Source organism: Pseudomonas sp. ICBG1301 (genome assembly GCF_016918385.1).
Lineage (GTDB): Bacteria > Pseudomonadota > Gammaproteobacteria > Pseudomonadales > Pseudomonadaceae > Aquipseudomonas > Aquipseudomonas palleroniana.
The window spans coordinates 168,434-182,510 of sequence record NZ_JAEKGB010000005.1 but is presented as its reverse complement, the minus strand read 5'-3'; the positions used below and the strand labels follow the sequence as shown (position 1 = coordinate 182,510).

Annotated in this window: 25 protein-coding genes and 1 pseudogene; 17 read left to right on the top strand and 9 right to left on the bottom strand. The window is 56.2% G+C overall.

Features of this window, described 5'->3' with window-relative positions:
- Positions 1-94: 94 nt before the first annotated feature.
- Positions 95-1,087 carry a tyrosine-type recombinase/integrase gene (locus JBE38_RS13875; protein WP_205344498.1) on the bottom strand — a complete coding sequence of 331 codons (993 nt, stop codon included), beginning with the start codon at positions 1,085-1,087 and terminating at the stop codon, positions 95-97.
- 11 nt (positions 1,088-1,098) lie between these two features.
- Positions 1,099-1,293, bottom strand: coding sequence for a DUF4224 domain-containing protein (locus JBE38_RS13870; protein WP_010564156.1), 195 nt, complete (start codon positions 1,291-1,293; stop codon positions 1,099-1,101).
- A gap of 249 nt (positions 1,294-1,542) precedes the next feature.
- Between JBE38_RS13870 and JBE38_RS27815 the strand changes: the two genes are divergently transcribed.
- Positions 1,543-1,671, top strand: a complete 129-nt coding sequence (locus tag JBE38_RS27815; RefSeq protein WP_275113236.1) for a hypothetical protein — start codon at positions 1,543-1,545, stop codon at positions 1,669-1,671.
- 29 nt (positions 1,672-1,700) lie between these two features.
- Here JBE38_RS27815 and JBE38_RS13865 read toward each other — a convergent pair whose 3' ends face one another.
- From JBE38_RS13865 to JBE38_RS13850, 4 genes are all read right to left on the bottom strand, one after another.
- On the bottom strand, positions 1,701-1,982 hold the full coding sequence (locus JBE38_RS13865) for a hypothetical protein (RefSeq protein WP_205344497.1): 282 nt from the start codon (positions 1,980-1,982) through the stop codon (positions 1,701-1,703).
- A 20-nt stretch (positions 1,983-2,002) separates the two neighbouring features.
- Positions 2,003-2,437, bottom strand: coding sequence for a hypothetical protein (locus JBE38_RS13860; RefSeq protein ID WP_205344496.1), 435 nt, complete (start codon positions 2,435-2,437; stop codon positions 2,003-2,005).
- A 119-nt stretch (positions 2,438-2,556) separates the two neighbouring features.
- The gene (locus JBE38_RS13855; RefSeq protein ID WP_205344495.1) at positions 2,557-2,877 is read right to left on the bottom strand and encodes a helix-turn-helix domain-containing protein; all 321 of its coding nucleotides are present in this window, start codon (positions 2,875-2,877) and stop codon (positions 2,557-2,559) included.
- Between the two features lie 115 nt (positions 2,878-2,992).
- Positions 2,993-3,739 (bottom strand): XRE family transcriptional regulator, encoded by a 747-nt coding sequence (locus JBE38_RS13850; protein WP_205344494.1) that lies wholly within the window; start codon positions 3,737-3,739, stop codon positions 2,993-2,995.
- Between the two features lie 122 nt (positions 3,740-3,861).
- On the opposite strand from JBE38_RS13850, the gene JBE38_RS13845 reads away from it, so the two are divergent.
- The 13 genes from JBE38_RS13845 (at position 3,862) to JBE38_RS13785 (ending at position 10,837) form a co-directional block, all read left to right on the top strand.
- On the top strand, positions 3,862-4,158 hold the full coding sequence (locus JBE38_RS13845) for a YdaS family helix-turn-helix protein (protein ID WP_205344493.1): 297 nt from the start codon (positions 3,862-3,864) through the stop codon (positions 4,156-4,158).
- Positions 4,159-4,295: 137 nt separating this feature from the next.
- Positions 4,296-4,616 (top strand): hypothetical protein, encoded by a 321-nt coding sequence (locus JBE38_RS13840; RefSeq protein WP_205344492.1) that lies wholly within the window; start codon positions 4,296-4,298, stop codon positions 4,614-4,616.
- A complete protein-coding gene (locus JBE38_RS13835; protein ID WP_205344491.1) occupies positions 4,613-4,951 on the top strand; it encodes a hypothetical protein in 339 nt (112 codons plus the stop codon). Before JBE38_RS13840 ends, JBE38_RS13835 begins: the two co-directional genes overlap by 4 nt.
- Complete coding sequence (locus JBE38_RS28025) at positions 4,948-5,409, top strand: Cro/CI family transcriptional regulator (protein ID WP_446731246.1); 462 nt, start codon at positions 4,948-4,950, stop codon at positions 5,407-5,409. The genes JBE38_RS13835 and JBE38_RS28025 overlap by 4 nt, the downstream gene beginning before the upstream one ends.
- Positions 5,406-6,170, top strand: a complete 765-nt coding sequence (locus JBE38_RS13825) for a BRO-N domain-containing protein (RefSeq protein ID WP_205344490.1) — start codon at positions 5,406-5,408, stop codon at positions 6,168-6,170. The genes JBE38_RS28025 and JBE38_RS13825 overlap by 4 nt, the downstream gene beginning before the upstream one ends.
- Positions 6,167-6,565: a hypothetical protein gene (locus JBE38_RS13820; RefSeq protein WP_126870887.1), complete on the top strand. Its 399-nt coding sequence runs from the start codon at positions 6,167-6,169 to the stop codon at positions 6,563-6,565. The genes JBE38_RS13825 and JBE38_RS13820 overlap by 4 nt, the downstream gene beginning before the upstream one ends.
- A complete protein-coding gene (locus tag JBE38_RS13815) occupies positions 6,562-6,990 on the top strand; it encodes a hypothetical protein (protein WP_205344489.1) in 429 nt (142 codons plus the stop codon). The genes JBE38_RS13820 and JBE38_RS13815 overlap by 4 nt, the downstream gene beginning before the upstream one ends.
- Positions 6,987-7,214 (top strand): hypothetical protein, encoded by a 228-nt coding sequence (locus JBE38_RS13810; RefSeq protein ID WP_126871059.1) that lies wholly within the window; start codon positions 6,987-6,989, stop codon positions 7,212-7,214. The genes JBE38_RS13815 and JBE38_RS13810 overlap by 4 nt, the downstream gene beginning before the upstream one ends.
- On the top strand, positions 7,211-7,975 hold the full coding sequence (locus tag JBE38_RS13805; protein WP_205344488.1) for a helix-turn-helix domain-containing protein: 765 nt from the start codon (positions 7,211-7,213) through the stop codon (positions 7,973-7,975). Before JBE38_RS13810 ends, JBE38_RS13805 begins: the two co-directional genes overlap by 4 nt.
- Positions 7,959-8,804 carry an ATP-binding protein gene (locus JBE38_RS13800; protein WP_205344487.1) on the top strand — a complete coding sequence of 282 codons (846 nt, stop codon included), beginning with the start codon at positions 7,959-7,961 and terminating at the stop codon, positions 8,802-8,804. The genes JBE38_RS13805 and JBE38_RS13800 overlap by 17 nt, the downstream gene beginning before the upstream one ends.
- Entirely contained in the window at positions 8,801-10,177 is a 1,377-nt protein-coding gene (locus tag JBE38_RS13795) for a replicative DNA helicase (RefSeq protein WP_205344486.1), read from the top strand. Before JBE38_RS13800 ends, JBE38_RS13795 begins: the two co-directional genes overlap by 4 nt.
- Positions 10,170-10,457 (top strand): hypothetical protein, encoded by a 288-nt coding sequence (locus tag JBE38_RS13790; protein ID WP_205344485.1) that lies wholly within the window; start codon positions 10,170-10,172, stop codon positions 10,455-10,457. The genes JBE38_RS13795 and JBE38_RS13790 overlap by 8 nt, the downstream gene beginning before the upstream one ends.
- Complete coding sequence (locus JBE38_RS13785) at positions 10,454-10,837, top strand: antiterminator Q family protein (RefSeq protein WP_205344484.1); 384 nt, start codon at positions 10,454-10,456, stop codon at positions 10,835-10,837. The genes JBE38_RS13790 and JBE38_RS13785 overlap by 4 nt, the downstream gene beginning before the upstream one ends.
- Before the next feature lie 110 nt (positions 10,838-10,947).
- Here the strand turns inward: JBE38_RS13785 and JBE38_RS13780 are convergent, their stop codons facing one another.
- Positions 10,948-11,184, bottom strand: a complete 237-nt coding sequence (locus tag JBE38_RS13780) for a hypothetical protein (RefSeq protein ID WP_205344483.1) — start codon at positions 11,182-11,184, stop codon at positions 10,948-10,950.
- A 218-nt stretch (positions 11,185-11,402) separates the two neighbouring features.
- On the opposite strand from JBE38_RS13780, the gene JBE38_RS13775 reads away from it, so the two are divergent.
- A complete protein-coding gene (locus JBE38_RS13775; RefSeq protein WP_205344482.1) occupies positions 11,403-11,636 on the top strand; it encodes a hypothetical protein in 234 nt (77 codons plus the stop codon).
- A 41-nt stretch (positions 11,637-11,677) separates the two neighbouring features.
- Here the strand turns inward: JBE38_RS13775 and JBE38_RS13770 are convergent, their stop codons facing one another.
- Complete coding sequence (locus JBE38_RS13770) at positions 11,678-12,022, bottom strand: hypothetical protein (protein WP_205344481.1); 345 nt, start codon at positions 12,020-12,022, stop codon at positions 11,678-11,680.
- An 860-nt stretch (positions 12,023-12,882) separates the two neighbouring features.
- Between JBE38_RS13770 and JBE38_RS13765 the strand changes: the two genes are divergently transcribed.
- On the top strand, positions 12,883-13,317 hold the full coding sequence (locus tag JBE38_RS13765) for a YeeE/YedE family protein (protein WP_126844926.1): 435 nt from the start codon (positions 12,883-12,885) through the stop codon (positions 13,315-13,317).
- Positions 13,318-13,319: 2 nt separating this feature from the next.
- On the top strand, positions 13,320-13,739 hold the full coding sequence (locus JBE38_RS13760) for a DUF6691 family protein (protein ID WP_205344480.1): 420 nt from the start codon (positions 13,320-13,322) through the stop codon (positions 13,737-13,739).
- A 45-nt stretch (positions 13,740-13,784) separates the two neighbouring features.
- Here the strand turns inward: JBE38_RS13760 and JBE38_RS13755 are convergent.
- Positions 13,785-13,892: pseudogene (locus JBE38_RS13755) on the bottom strand (transposase domain-containing protein); the annotation flags it as partial.
- Between the last annotated feature and the right edge of the window lie 185 nt (positions 13,893-14,077).

Sequence of the window (14,077 nt, the reverse complement as noted above, 5' to 3'; positions counted from 1 at the left end):
TCGAAGGTCCGCTGTTGGCCGATAGCGGCCTTTCGATGTATGCCAAGCGAAGAATGAATCAGGGCGCCCTTTTGTTAATTTGATAGGCGAAAAGTTAAAGTTTTTTATGGGGAGGCATTTTTGGGGGAAGTCCGACATTAACTTTTCTTAAACGCAGATATCGCTGCGTCATCTTGGCATCAGTGTGCCCACCCAGTTTCTGTGCGTCGTTACCCTGATCGTCGGTATCAGAAAGAGACTTTGCCCGCAGGTCGTGGAGACACGCATCCTCGACGCCGGCCTTCTTGCAACTGATCGCAAATGCGTCCTTGACCGAACTGTAGTGAACCGGCTTTCCTACGCGAGGCGAGCAGAACAGCGTGAGCCCGCGGATTTGCCGTGGTAGCGCCTTTGCTCGGGCGATCAGGTCTTCCAGGTCGGGAGTCATCTGCACCAGCAGCCTGGCGTTTGTCTTCTCCTGCTTGAAAGCGATGCCTTCGGCGCTGATGTCTGCCAGGCGGATTGCCAGAACGTCACCGATGCGCTGGCCGGTTAAGTAGCACATCTCATAGATCACACGCATGTTGGCACTTGAGTTTTCGCAGATCGCCTGGAATTCGCCGTGGGTGATGTAGCGGTCGCGCTTGTGCTCCAAGTGGCGCCGGACACCGATGCAAGGGTTCGAGTCGACGATCTGCTGCTCAAGGGCGTAGACGAACACTGCACGCAGCACCGAGATAACCCGGTTGGACATATTCGGCGTATCCGCCATGTGCAGCTTGAGCGCGACGACGTGCCGCTGCAGCACCTCTCGGGGTTCGAAGTCGGCGAAGTTTTCTTTCAGCCGCTCGCACGCCGCCTCGTACTGTTTCAGGGTGTTCGGCTTCAGAGGCGGCTTCGTCCGCGTGCGCATATGCTCGAGTGCGTCGTCGATCAGCTTCGGCATTCCCCCTTGGTTGTCATTGCCCAGCAGCTTGGCGTACTCGACCAGGGATGCCTGAAAGTCGGTGCCTAGGCGCTTCCACTTTCCCTTACGGACAAGGTAATAAGCGCCATGCTTCTGGTACATGCACGCCGGCAGGTGCCGATCCTTCTTGCGAGGACGCATCGATATTCACCTCAACCCAGCCGAAGCTCCGGCCCCTTCCTTGATTGAATACCACCCAGCCGCCCGATGACAACCTGGCGCAGAACCTTTGGGTGCCCATCACCACCTACCGCGAACCCGTAGCGTTCGGCGGTCAGCCACTTTATCTGCGCCCCTGGCTTCTTATAGCCGGTCAGGTCGGCAACTTCTTCTGCTGTCAAAAACATGCCTACCTCCTATCGCGTCGCGATACGTTTTCAATTTCTTTAAATTGTGTCGCGTATGTTTCGTTAATAGATTTGAACCCTACGGAAAGCGAAGCTTCACCATCGACGTGGGCGTAAGTTTCGGCCAAGGATCGGCACTCATCTTGTTCGCCTGGCGCGCAGTCGCTCAAAAACGGCTTATGGAAGATCCGATGCAAGCGCGTCGGGCTGACACCAAACTTGTGGCGTGGCCCTGATGTAGTTTTAGCCATGACCAAATCCTCGCTGAAAGTGGTCAGCCAGCAACCGGCGGGCGTCGATACCGCACGATGCCGACATTGCGTAGATCTGCCCGAACGTGGTTTCCCGGCGCTGCAGGGCGTTGAACAGCTCGATTAGGCGCTGGCCCTTGGTTCCGTTGCGGCGCGTCATAGCTGGAACCCCGTTTGCTGTGGGAGCGGGGTGGTGCCCAATTGCTCGTTTTGGCACATGGAAGTTGCCAGAGAAGCCCGTGCTGCCTGGCTTTCGTCGGTGGTGCTGCTGGTGGGCGTCTGTAGGAGCGAACTGTCCGGCAAGCAACTGATCCCCGTACCGGCGATGATCCAGCATGTGACGCCGCGCACGCTGTCGTGCTGAACGTCGATGAGCTGCTCGCCGGCGGCGGCCTGGCCAACTATCAGCAGCAGGATCATGGTCATGATGGTTTTCATGGTGGGACCTCCCAAGCACTTCATTGCTGTGCTTCCGCATCGGCAGAGAAAGTCCTGATCAGCCGATCAAGCTCGTTGTCGAGATCATCCTTAACCAGCAAATTGCCGTAGAAGTCCCGTACTTTGATGGGTAACGTCAGATTGAATGCGACGTCGCGCAAGAACTCGTAGCGACGTGAATTCGCGTGCAGCTTTATGCGATAGTCGATATCTATCAATGCTGCCGCTATGGCGGGTTGCTCTTCCTTATCAGCAATGCGAAGCACCGCGAAGATGCCGTACATACCTGCTGAAAGCGCGATAAACAAAAACGCAAACATCGCGTTTTCGCCGCACGACGGACTGACTACATCAGGTGCGGTCTCCATCAAGACGGCGCTGCCAAAGGCGGCCACCACTCCCCCGATGATTACATTCCGGAGCAGCCTCCAGAGGTTGAGTTTTTTACTTTCCATGTCCAGCTCCTGCAGTTGATTTGGAAGTCGTTTTCAGTGGTGACCGGTTGCCCGATCGTCTTTTTCAGGCCGAACGAATCCCGGCCGCGTTGTTGGCTTTCGCAAAAATCAGGTTGGGGTTAGGCGGTAAAGACGCCCTGGTGCTGGTGGCTATCTTCTTGGTGCTGCGGGCCAGGGTTTGGGGTCATAGCACCGGCCGACTGAATCAGGCCTAGCGCAAACGCTTTGGCTACGAGAGCTGCCCGCCGAGAGACACCCAGCTTGGTCGTCAGTGCCAGAAGGCGCTTATCGACGGTATCTGGCGAAACGCCAAGCTCCCGAGCTGCTTCTTTAGAGGTCTGCCCTGATGCCACCGCCATCAAGCACTGCAACTCACGCGGAGCTGCCCCGCGGCCCAAGAAACCAGTGAAGCCTGCGAAGTTGATGGTGACGGTGGTCATGTCGATAGCTCCATGCGGGTTGCGATGGAATGAAATTTACAATCAGTATTTTGCAATTGCAAACGAAATTTGTAATTCGGTAGAAAATAAAGCCGCCCGAGGGCGGCCTGGTAACTCAGCGGGAGAACATGCCCCACCAGAATACGTGTCCAATGATGCTGATCTGTTCGTCATGGATATCCTGAAATGAATAGTCCTCGTCAGGGTGGTCGTCCCTGTTGAAACTTCTCAGTCGAATCCCGTTGGATAGCCTGTATACCTGTTTGATGCGCAGCTGGCCGTTATGATTGATCGCATACATTTCACCATCAACGATATCGCTCAGAGAAGTTTTCCCAACATTTACGCCAACCGTAGCCCCATCTCTGAGCACCGGAAACATTGAGTTTCCGCTCACCATCACGCACTTTGCATTGTCGAACTGGACGCTATTGTTGCGAAGGTCTTTTTTAAAGAAACGCAGATTGGAAGCACTGCTTTCTTCAATGGCGAATCTGCCAGAACCAGCCGACAGCTCTACCTCGCGCAATAGCGGGACGTAGACCTCATCTTCTGCAAGCGGCGTCCCTTCATCCCAAACCGAAATGTCACCTTGCATTGAGGCTTCATCTGCATTGGGTTCCAGCCCAAGCCTTTTCAATACCTCCGGAAATGGACCGGATAGCAAGCCACTGGCGGTCAGAAGTTTGTGTGATGGGATTTGAAGGGCTCTTGCTATCTCCACCAGCTTCTTAGGGCGGGGTAGCGACCTACCAGATTCCCATGCCTGAACCGCCTGCGGGGTCACCCCAAGCTTCCTGGCGAGTTCGGATTGATTCAGGCCTTGTTTTTCGCGGGCCTGGGTAATGATCGACGCGGTCATAGGTATGCTCATGTGTTCAGGATACAAGTTGACGTTGTAGTCATCACTGCAAATAACGTTTGTAAAAATGAAATTGCAGTTGTAGCCTTTGCAGCAATGTCATAAGTCCGCAGGGACAACAAATGAGTATTGATGCAATGGCGGCTGCAGCGAAGGCGGCAGGGAGCCAGACAGCCCTTGCCAAAGAGCTTGGCTGCACCCCCCAAAACGTTCAATGGATGTGCTCAACCGGCAGCGTCCCAGCTAAACACGTCCTCAAAATAGAATCCGTCACGGGTGTTTCCCGTCATCGGCTGCGGCCTGATCTATACCCAGAGGCGTCGCCGACCTTGAGCTCAAATGTACGCCCGATCTCACCTCCTGGTCAGACCATTGATGCTGCTGTGAATCCATCCAGTGTCCAGCAGGCCTACCCATGAAACCGCGCCAAAGCTCCCAGTTTCTGTTGTCTGGCTGACTTAATTCCAGGCAACAAAAAGCCCGCTTCGCAGGCGGGCTTTAAGTCGCTACCAGTTCGCAGCTGGTGGCTTAGGTACTTCTCGTTCTGGAGAACGACATGACGCACCCAAAAAATAGCATCACCCAACAAACACTGCAACTCCCAAAGCTCACACCGTTCTCTTTTGGTGATGCTGGCTGTGAGATGTTCACCATCAAAGAAGGGGCTGACTTGATCGAAGGCCTCAAGATCGCCGCCGATATCTCCGATGGTATCAACCAACTCTGTGGTCGGCTGTATGCCCGAATCAACGACGGCGAAATTGCTTACGTGTCAGAAGTGCGAGCGCTTGGGTTTCTTGGCGAAGTGGTGTGCGCGCTTGCTCGCTCAGCCCAGGTCAGCCTCCAAAAGCAGCAAGATGCCGGAGGTGACCAATGAAGCCTCCAATGTGGAACCAGTTGCTGGTCGACGTCGAAAAGATCTTTCCAGCGCAATCGGCGAAGGGGGCAAAACTCAATCCTGAGCAGGTAGAGCAGCTCCAGTGCGTTGAGAACGCCAACGACAACTTTCAAATCAGCACGCTGCACGGTGTAGCGGCCATAGGTGAGCTCATCGTGCATGCCGCAAATCACGGCGAGCTGTCCGATGAGCTCGCGATGAGTGCTGGCTGGCTGATCAACTCCCTGGCGCTTCTCTCGATGTCCATGGCCGAGGCCGGCGCTGCGGCTGCTTACAAATTGCAAAACATCCCTCACCAGGGAGCTGCCAAATGAAAGCGCCATTACCAACCATGCAAGAGGCGGCTCAAGAGGCCGAGTTCCAGCTGTGCGCGGCCAAAGATGTGCTCGAATGGCAGCATGCATTGATCAAGGCTATCCACCTAGACCATCTGCACGACGGCGGAAAAGGAATTGGCGTTTTGTTTGAGGTGGCGAAGTACTTCAACGATACCGGCTTTGGCGGAGTTTATAGCGCTATCGACCAATTCAAGGAGCTTGGCGAGTCCGCGCCACAAAACACGCAATCCGAAAACGTGGCGCGGGTTCCGCTGGCCGAGTTTGCCAAGGGCCGTCAGCGCATTGCTGCTCGTGAGCTTGGAGTCACGCAGGTCGCAATATCCAAAGCCCTAGGAGTTGGTCGGGAGATTTTTGTGACCCGACATCACGATGGAAGTGTTACCGCGACTGAGGTTCGTCCATTTCCTGGCCCTAAAGTCGGGGGCGGTCAATGAACCTGACCCCCTTCGACTTTCGCGGCGCGGTGATTCGCGTCATCTCTGACGAGCAGGGAGATCCGTGGTTCATCGCCAAGGACATTGCCGAGCTGCTCGAGTATGTCGATACCGACCAGGCCGTGAGATTCCACTGCAAAGCTGCTAAGACCTGCCCCGTCGAAATGACGGGTCAGGTCCGCAACGTGAAAGTGATCCCTGAGCGAGACCTTTACCGACTGGTCATGCGCTCGAAGATGCCAGCCGCTGAGGCATTCGAGGAATGGGTGGTGGGTGAAGTACTGCCGAGCATTCGGAAGACCGGAAGCTACCAGCGGCCACTGACGCCAGGCGAGCAACTTTTGGCCCAGGCTCAAGCGGTGATCAACGTCGAGCGTCAACAGGCCGAGCAGCAGGTGGCGCTGGAGCGGATCGAGAACCGGGTGGCCAGCGTCGAGCAGGTTCGATACCTCGACTCCAGGCCGGCCGGCTTCGAGTCGATGACCACCATTCGCGAGCGCATCAGCCTGCGCCATGGGATGCCGCCCTGGGTGATCAACGCCGTAATGCGCGATATCCCCGGCGCGCCACTGCCTTTCGCCATGGTGCGCAGCAAGCACGCTGACGAGGGCGCCCAGCCTTACCCGATTTGGCCCACCGCCGATATCACGCGTCGCTTTGACCGGTTCTTCGCAGAGTGCACCTTCGTCACCGCCGAGCGCGCGACCCATCCCGACATTCAGCAAGGCCGCTTCAAGCTGCGCCAGAGGAACCCCGCATGAAGAAATACACCCAGAAAGAACTCAAGGCGCAGATTGTCGAACTGTCGATTGATCACCACCGTGCGCAACTCGCGGTGCGCCGCCGCCGTAATGAGTTGAACGATCTGTACCAGGCCTACTTCCGTGCCCACGGCGAACCTGAGCCAAATCATCGCGGTATCCGCCTCGGTGATCCTCGGTATGCCGGGGTGATCGACTACACCAACGATGCGTGCACGGCGCTCCACAAGGCCAGACAGAAGCGGTACAGCGCCAAGCGTCGTCTCGACACCGCCGTGAGCCGGTTGATGATCCTTACCGGTGCATCGTTCGCGGTACCGGATGCGCCGGCGGTGAAACGCCCGGCATTGACGCTGGTAAGGCGCTCGACGGCCTGCGGGGAGACTTTGCAATGACGAACCTCAAACCATCTGACCTGCTGGAGTTGGTCGACGTGAAACCTGAGCCTGAGTTGCCGCCGAACTGGCTGAACGTTGTCGCTCGCAAGAAGCTTGGCCAGCCTACGGAATGGCGCTGGTGCAAATTCGAGATGATCGGCGACACCGACGACTGTGTGCTCGAGGGCGGCATTCCTCGACTGCTGCAGAGCGGCAAGCGCAAGGGGCAGCCGACTTGGCGTGATTGCGATCTGATCAAGTGCGTTGTCACCAAGGCCGAGTATGAGCAAGCAAAGGCCGACTACGAGGCCGAAACCGGAAAGTGCAATGCCTGTGCAGGCTCTGGTCTGTGGCTGTCCGGTTGGAGCGCTGACGCCGGTAGCCGGTTTAAGCCGTGCCAGCGTTGCGGTGCCATCGGCAAAGCACCGGAGGTGCGCCCATGACCACCACCAACCCTCTTGCCCCGCCCCAGGACGCCCGCACAGCGCCGGTAATCGTCGGGCCGTGGCCAACCTACGACCACCTCAAGTATCTACCCGAGCGTGAGCGCTGGAAGATTTACAGCGGCGCCAAGGCCCATCGCGAGATGCTGGAACAGGCGGGCTTCGTCATGAGTGAGAGCTATGACGACTTCGTGCGCCGTGTGACGCGGGAGCTGAACGTATGACTGTCGACACTCCACGCAAATTTCAGGGTGTATGGATTCCAGCGGAGCGTTGGCTTGATCGCACGTTGTCGCCAAATGAGAAGGTGATGCTGGGTGAAATATCCAGCCTGGAGGCGGGTGCACGGGGTTGTTACGCGACCAACGCGCACTTTGCCGATTTCTTCAATCTTTCGATTTCGCGAGTCTCTGAAATCATCAGCGGGCTGGTTGACAAGGGACATCTGCGAGTCGAACTGATCCGCGAGGGCAAGCGTGTAGTTGAGCGCCGATTGCGGCTGGTTGACCCCTTCGGTTTTCCGAATACCCCTTCGGAAAACGCCGCGACCCCCTTCGGAAAAGACGGCGAACCCCCTTCGGAAAACACGCAGGGGAACAATACACAGAGCAACAATACAAAGAGCATTGAAAACACTTCGGCATCCGGCGCTAAAAAAGTGCTTTTGGATGAAGGGTTTGAACAGTTCTGGAAGTTGTACCCGAAGAAGAAAGCTCGCAAGGAAGCGATCAAGGCATGGGCGAAGCTGAAACCGAACGATGAGCTACGCCAGACCCTGATCACCGCCCTGGGTAGCCACTGCGTTTCCGAAGACTGGACCAAGGACAACGGCCGCTACGTTCCGAATGCGGCTACTTGGCTCAACGGTGAGCGCTGGACTGATGAGCTGGTACCGGCATCTGCGGCGAAAGCCTCGGCCTTCACCGGCCTGCCCAACCACACCCCGGATATGTACCAAGGAGACGGGAATGGCCCAGCGTTCTAATTTCCGCCGCCAGCCTGAGCAGCGCGTCTTCGCCGGTGAGTGCCCAGTCCACGGTTCGATTGATCGTTCCGAGGTCGAGCAGTTCGACGGCTCGATGGCTACTCGTCCGTGCAAGCAATGCCAGTACCACGGGCTGCGCGTAGCTGCGCAGGGCAGCGAAGAGCATTCGCAGGCGCTGGCTAACATGCAAGCCGAAAGCGTCAACAGCGCGCTTGTGGGCTCTGGTATCACTCCTCGGTTTGCCGATAGTACTTTCGCGACCTACCGCGCCACTACGGCGGCTATGACCCAGGCACTGGAAACCTGCCAGGCCTACGCCGACAACTTTGGCGAGCACTTCCAGGCCGGCCGCAACCTGCTGCTGTGCGGCAACGTCGGCAACGGCAAGACGCACCTGGCCAGCGGTATCGTGCAGCACGTCATTCGTCAGCACCGGGCCGTCGCGGTGATCACCACCGCCGCCGAGATAGTCCGGGTGTTCAAGCGCTCGATGGTCAGGGATGCCGGCTTCACCGAGGGCGACGTGATCAACGAACTGGCAAGTTTCGACTTGCTGGTGATCGATGAGGTGGGCGCCCAGGCGGGCACCCATTACGAGCTGTCGGTCCTGCATGAGGTGTTGGATCGCCGTTACAACCTGATTCGGCCAACAGTGGTGGTGTCCAATTTGCCAGCGACTGTGAAGCCAAAATATGACGCCGATGGCAAGTTGTTACCCGCTCCGCCAAGCCTTGAGCAGTACATCGGTGTTAGGGCGCTGGACCGTTTGCGTGAGAACAAGGCGCTGCTGGTCGGCTTCACCTGGGAATCGGCAAGGGGGCGTGTATGAACGACTATCGCGAGTTGTACAGCGACGAGGCTGAACACGCGCTGCTCGGGTCCCTGATGTTGGATGGAGAACTGTTCGACTCGATCACGGCCAGCGTTACCACAGCTGACTTCCACGATCCGGAAAATGCGGCGCTGTTCCAGGTGATGCTCGACCTGCACGCCACTGGCGCCCCGGTAGACCCCGTTACTCTCCATGACTTCAAACCAGTGTTGCCGAGTGGCGGCACAACCATTGCTTACGCTGCGGAACTGGCAAGGAATACACCCAGCACCGCGAACTGGAAGGCATACGCCAGGACAGTGGCCGAGCGGGCGGTACTCCGACGCTTGGTGGACGCCGCCGATGCCGTGCGCGATTCGGCGAGTGAAAACCGGCCTGTGGCAGAGATCATTGCCAGTGCCCAGCAAGCGATGGCGGACCTGCGTGATCTGGATGCCGGCGAGCCGGATTACAAGCGCCTGGACCAAGTGGTGGCCCGAAACATCGACATCATCGACGCCAAGTACAACGGAAGCGTGCAGTCCGGACTATCCACTGGGCTGGCGGATCTGGACAAGCTGGTCCGCGGGTTGCGCAAAAAAACCGTGACTATTGTTGCGGGCCTCCCGGGCAGCGGCAAGACGACGCTTGGCCTACAGATCGCTCAACACATTGCCTGTACTGGTCTCGGAGTCGGCATGGTGTTCTCGTTGGAGATGCCTGAGGAGGAGTTGGCCAACCGCGCGCTGGCGTCACTTGGCAGCATCGATCTGCAGCGGCTCGACAACGGGAAGCTAGAGGACGACGACTGGCCCCGGCTGACTTCCGCGGTCAACAAGATCATGGACAAACCTCTGTACCTCAGCGACAAGTCCGGCCTCACTGTGCCACGCATCCGCAGCATCTGCCGACAGGTCAAGCGCAAGCACGGTCTCGACGTGGTGGTGATCGACTACATCGGCCTGATCGGCTCCGACGGCAAGGCGTTCAACCGTACCGCGGAGCTGGGCAAAATCTCCACGGGTATCGTCAACATCGCCAAAGAATTGGAGGTGCCGGTGATTCTGTTGGCCCAGCTCAACCGCGACTCAACCAAGCGCCCGGGCAAGAAGCCAATTGCATCCGACCTGCGCGACTCGGGACAGATCGAAGCCGACGCCCACTGCATCATCCTGGTCCATCGGGACATGGACAGCGAGGAAGGGCAGAACGGGGCTACGGAGCTGCTCATGCCCAAATGCAGGCACGCGCCTGTGGGCTCATGCATCGTCCAGCAGCAGGGCAAGTTCGCCCGTTTCGTCAACTTCGCGGGCCGAGAGCCCACCCAGGAGGAGGTGGAGATCGGCCGCCCCTTCGCAGACCAGTACAAGGGGAGGAAAAATCATGGGTAACGTCACAGCGGCATTGCCGCGCAAGAGCATGAATGATCTCGAGCGCCGCTTCCTGAAGATCGCCGGCGAGGAGCTGGCTAAGGTGAAGATCGGAGGCCCGACCGCGTTAGCGTACCTGCTGGACATGATTGCCAGCTGGCACGGTAACCGCGCACAAATCGGTTTCCATGACTTCGGTCAGCGATGGCTGATTGAGGGCAATGCAAAGAACAAACCCGCCGACCGGTTGCTGCGCGACTTGTTCGGCCTGAGTGATCCAGATCCGAGGAAAGCCGCATGAATACGAGAAAACCCGCACGTCTACCGCTGGGCGACACTGAGTACATGCTTGAGCAGTGGGGCTACTGGCGTATGGACGGCATGGGCGTCCCGAGCTACGTTTCACCGTCCTGGGCGATCATGCGGGATATGGTTCCATCCACCAGTAAGTCCTACGTCATCACCGATGAGCTGGCCAGCGTCGTTGATGGTGCTGTCGCCAGATTGTGCAAAAGAGCGCCCGAGATGGGGGATTTCGTTTGGTTGTATTACGCGGCGAAGTGGCCAGCTAAGCGGATCGGCAACAAGTACGACATGAGCGAGGCTAAGGCAAGGGAGATCATCAAGACGGGCGTGGGATGGATCGATTGCTCTTTGGAGGGATTGATAGACGCTGCATAAAATATGTTGCACTCGCGGAATAGCCTTGTTTTCATGGCACCGTGTTCAGCTCTTCAAGCGCGACACCAGAGAAAAAGCCCGGTCAATGAGCCGGGCTTTTTTGTAAACACTCAGAGGTCTTTTTTTACTTCTTTTTCGATATGACGGTCGCCTTTGTGCCGCTCTTTTTCTAAATGTTTGGCTTCTTTATCAATCTCATGTTTGTCTCGATCTGCATCTTTGTCTGCATCCCGGACATCACGTCGCACATCCTTAGCTATGTCACCCTCAGCGTTTACAAAGCCGATGTGAGAAATAAGTCCGGTGGTCAACAGGGCCGCCATGAGTATTTTTTTGAATAGGGTCATAGGTCTATCTCCATATCTTCAGTCGTTTCTGAACGGGTAGCGCTTTTAAAAGGTAGCCGTAGGCAGAGTGACCGCCGTCAACCAGCGATGAGGATTGACGACGGTCAGAAGCTTTTCTAACCAGAACCTCGTAAGTTTTGAAGTCGAATTGAGTTTTTATTGCGTCTAGATGTTGCAAGACTGAAAATGTCGCTTCCGACTGAAATAGAGAGAACGTTATGGTTTTGCGTGGCATGGCACAGATGCATGTCGACGACTTGGCAGAAAGGTTCAAGGCGTTTGTGGTGCGGCAGGCAGGTGGTGCGGATATTCAGTTTGCTTGGGTTGTTTTTTACCAAGGACGGATGTTCGGAGCATACGCAACGGCCGAGATGGCTCTTCAGAAAATTACTGATATTGAGCACTGCATCAGTGTAGATGAAGCACCTATGCCCCAAACCTCTTCCGAATAGGCATAACTCTGCGCTTGAGAATCTCTTTAGGGGAGTATTTCCTAACTCGACCGGAAAGGACCCGTTTGAGGACGAAGTTTTTTCTGTTGGGCTGCCAACAGGAGCAGGAATAAATTCTCGACGATGGAAGCCACTTTATTTGCTAAATTCTGATCGAGCTCTTTGACCGTACCTTTCGAGCTTCCTGTCAGGCAGATATGTTCGAGCGGAATTTCTAAGGCAACCAGCGCTCCATCTATGAATCCATTGATGAACCCATCGAGCCGCTCGCATTCTGTGCGTAAAGTCAGAGTATCAGGGGCATTTCGAAAGTCCCAATGTACTTCGAAGCTGCCGCCATTGGCCTTTACCTGTATTTTTGCAGGTGTTTCTGGCTGACGTGACAAGCTTCCCACTCCGTGACGATGCATATGTTGCTAAGTGAGGATCCGAGCCCACCAAGCTGTAATTTTTTGCTGACTCAGCGATCAAAATAACCGGGCGTTTCAAAAAGCGCCGAGGAGTCTACGGCGTTTTATTTCTGGTTGGAAGGGGGACATCTGAAGCTAAATGCTCTCCCCTCAGGGGACCTTCATTGCCTTTATTAGTGGGCGTTAAGTTGATAATTGACTGTCACAACGTAGGCCTGAGTCGTCCCTAGCTCATCCGTCGCACCGTTTTAGTCGTCTGTTTTTACTCCTGGCTTTCTCAGATTGAGTGCTGATGCGCAACTCTGCGCATTCATTGCGCACCTGCGCATCTTGCGCAAAAGCGGATGCTACGCGGGTTGTGTGAATGTTATGGCTTGTTGGAAGTGCGCATATTGCGCAGCTGATGCCTGTTTGTTTTATGCAGGTTATCGCCCAGGCAGCTGGGCTAAGTCGGTAGAGGCGTCGCCTAATCCCGTGCGGACAATGGGCGGCTACGCGATGAGAGGGCAGGGTACGTGCCCCGGCGATCTGCCCCACCAGAGCTGGAGAGTTGCACCAGCCACCTGCACCTATTCACGAGCCCCGCCATCGTGCGGGGTTCGCGTTTCTGGAAGGCGGCGCTCATTGGTTAGCAATCCTGTTTGACCCCGGTGCTGTTGAAAACGGTAGGGGTTCGTAAGCGTCTGCCCAACACATCTTGTTTAATGACCAGCGTCTATCTGGCCGCAGGAAATTTTGCTCGCAGATACCCCGAGCCGCTCCGGTGGTTATTATGCCTGTGATGAGGCTTTGCTAATCATCATCCTTTACCAGCCCCATTGTGCAGGAGATGCAAAATGAGCATTGATTGGATTAACTTCACGCCATGGACTTCATTGTGCGGAGGCGCCTTGATAGGGCTGGCCGTCAGCTTGTTCGTTCTCGCGAATGGCAGAATCGCAGGCATAAGCGGCTTGCTTGGAGGCGTGCTGCAATTTGGCAGTGAAGGCTGGAGCGAGAAGGCTCTATTTCTCCTTGGCTTATTGATTTCGCCATTGCTGTGGGGAGCGTTCACCGTCTTGCCAAAGATTGAAATTAATACAGATTGGCCCGCCCTGGTCTTAGCGGGCCTGCTCGTCGGCGTCGGAACACGTTACGGTTCGGGCTGTACGAGCGGTCACGGAGTGTGTGGGATCTCCCGATTATCTCCTCGCTCCATCGTGGCAACGGCGTGCTTTATGACTACCGGATTTGCAACGGTGTACGTCAGTCGCCACGTATTGGGGACTTGAGGATGATCAAATTGACCGCATTTTTTGCAGGCTTAATATTTGGCTTGGGTCTACTGCTGGCAGGTATGGCGAACCCTGCCAAGGTATTGGCTTTTCTTGATGTTAGCGGAACCTGGGATCCGTCACTTGCCCTTGTGATGGGAGGTGCCATTTCTGTGGCGGTCATTCCCTTAAATTGGGCGCGTAGGAACAGGCGATCTTTGCTGGATGTCCGTATGCAGTTACCAGTGAAAAGCGAGTTGGACGCCCGCTTGATCGGTGGCAGCCTGGTGTTCGGTGTGGGGTGGGGGATTGCGGGAATCTGCCCTGGGCCGGCGGTTGCTATTATGCTTACCTGGCGCTGGCAAGTCCTCATATTCTTTTTAGCCATACTGGCCGGCATGTACTTGTTTTCTGCTCTAGAAAGCCGACGCACGTCTTGATCAGATGATAGCTACGGACAGCGCGTTCATTGCTATGCACTGCTATTACGCATTGCTCAACTCGACAGGTTGCCATCTATGCGGCATCAACTGATCGATTTCACTTGCCCGCTGTGTCGGCAGACGAGTCAGCACATCTTTGAGATAGGCATACTGTCATGCCATTAACGCGCGGACTGCATCGGGCTCCTGAGGGCCACTTTACCGCTGTTCGCACGGCACGCTGAAAGTGCAACATCAAGGGCCGGATGATTATCGGCCGCCAACCAGTTAGGTGAAACCATGCCTTTTGTAGTGATCCCTCAGCCTTTTCCCAACTCGCCGCTGCAGACGCAGTT

What these genes read in the sequence shown, in the direction of transcription:
- JBE38_RS13835 (WP_205344491.1), top strand. Translation starts at nt 4,613, where the DNA reads ATGAAGCCTCCAATGTGGAACCAGTTGCTGGTCGACGTCGAAAAGATC.
- JBE38_RS13760 (WP_205344480.1), top strand. Translation starts at nt 13,320, where the DNA reads ATGATCAAATTGACCGCATTTTTTGCAGGCTTAATATTTGGCTTGGGT.
- JBE38_RS13840 (WP_205344492.1), top strand. Translation starts at nt 4,296, where the DNA reads ATGACGCACCCAAAAAATAGCATCACCCAACAAACACTGCAACTCCCA.
- JBE38_RS28025 (WP_446731246.1), top strand. Translation starts at nt 4,948, where the DNA reads ATGAAAGCGCCATTACCAACCATGCAAGAGGCGGCTCAAGAGGCCGAG.
- JBE38_RS13780 (WP_205344483.1), bottom strand. Translation starts at nt 11,184, where the DNA reads ATGACCCTATTCAAAAAAATACTCATGGCGGCCCTGTTGACCACCGGA.
- JBE38_RS13820 (WP_126870887.1), top strand. Translation starts at nt 6,167, where the DNA reads ATGAAGAAATACACCCAGAAAGAACTCAAGGCGCAGATTGTCGAACTG.
- JBE38_RS27815 (WP_275113236.1), top strand. Translation starts at nt 1,543, where the DNA reads ATGACCAAATCCTCGCTGAAAGTGGTCAGCCAGCAACCGGCGGGCGTC.
- JBE38_RS13800 (WP_205344487.1), top strand. Translation starts at nt 7,959, where the DNA reads ATGGCCCAGCGTTCTAATTTCCGCCGCCAGCCTGAGCAGCGCGTCTTC.
- JBE38_RS13795 (WP_205344486.1), top strand. Translation starts at nt 8,801, where the DNA reads ATGAACGACTATCGCGAGTTGTACAGCGACGAGGCTGAACACGCGCTG.
- JBE38_RS13845 (WP_205344493.1), top strand. Translation starts at nt 3,862, where the DNA reads ATGAGTATTGATGCAATGGCGGCTGCAGCGAAGGCGGCAGGGAGCCAG.
- JBE38_RS13825 (WP_205344490.1), top strand. Translation starts at nt 5,406, where the DNA reads ATGAACCTGACCCCCTTCGACTTTCGCGGCGCGGTGATTCGCGTCATC.
- JBE38_RS13815 (WP_205344489.1), top strand. Translation starts at nt 6,562, where the DNA reads ATGACGAACCTCAAACCATCTGACCTGCTGGAGTTGGTCGACGTGAAA.
- JBE38_RS13860 (WP_205344496.1), bottom strand. Translation starts at nt 2,437, where the DNA reads ATGGAAAGTAAAAAACTCAACCTCTGGAGGCTGCTCCGGAATGTAATC.
- JBE38_RS13855 (WP_205344495.1), bottom strand. Translation starts at nt 2,877, where the DNA reads ATGACCACCGTCACCATCAACTTCGCAGGCTTCACTGGTTTCTTGGGC.
- JBE38_RS13790 (WP_205344485.1), top strand. Translation starts at nt 10,170, where the DNA reads ATGGGTAACGTCACAGCGGCATTGCCGCGCAAGAGCATGAATGATCTC.
- JBE38_RS13765 (WP_126844926.1), top strand. Translation starts at nt 12,883, where the DNA reads ATGAGCATTGATTGGATTAACTTCACGCCATGGACTTCATTGTGCGGA.
- JBE38_RS13785 (WP_205344484.1), top strand. Translation starts at nt 10,454, where the DNA reads ATGAATACGAGAAAACCCGCACGTCTACCGCTGGGCGACACTGAGTAC.
- JBE38_RS13805 (WP_205344488.1), top strand. Translation starts at nt 7,211, where the DNA reads ATGACTGTCGACACTCCACGCAAATTTCAGGGTGTATGGATTCCAGCG.
- JBE38_RS13870 (WP_010564156.1), bottom strand. Translation starts at nt 1,293, where the DNA reads ATGTTTTTGACAGCAGAAGAAGTTGCCGACCTGACCGGCTATAAGAAG.
- JBE38_RS13875 (WP_205344498.1), bottom strand. Translation starts at nt 1,087, where the DNA reads ATGCGTCCTCGCAAGAAGGATCGGCACCTGCCGGCGTGCATGTACCAG.
- JBE38_RS13775 (WP_205344482.1), top strand. Translation starts at nt 11,403, where the DNA reads ATGGTTTTGCGTGGCATGGCACAGATGCATGTCGACGACTTGGCAGAA.
- JBE38_RS13810 (WP_126871059.1), top strand. Translation starts at nt 6,987, where the DNA reads ATGACCACCACCAACCCTCTTGCCCCGCCCCAGGACGCCCGCACAGCG.
- JBE38_RS13865 (WP_205344497.1), bottom strand. Translation starts at nt 1,982, where the DNA reads ATGAAAACCATCATGACCATGATCCTGCTGCTGATAGTTGGCCAGGCC.
- JBE38_RS13850 (WP_205344494.1), bottom strand. Translation starts at nt 3,739, where the DNA reads ATGACCGCGTCGATCATTACCCAGGCCCGCGAAAAACAAGGCCTGAAT.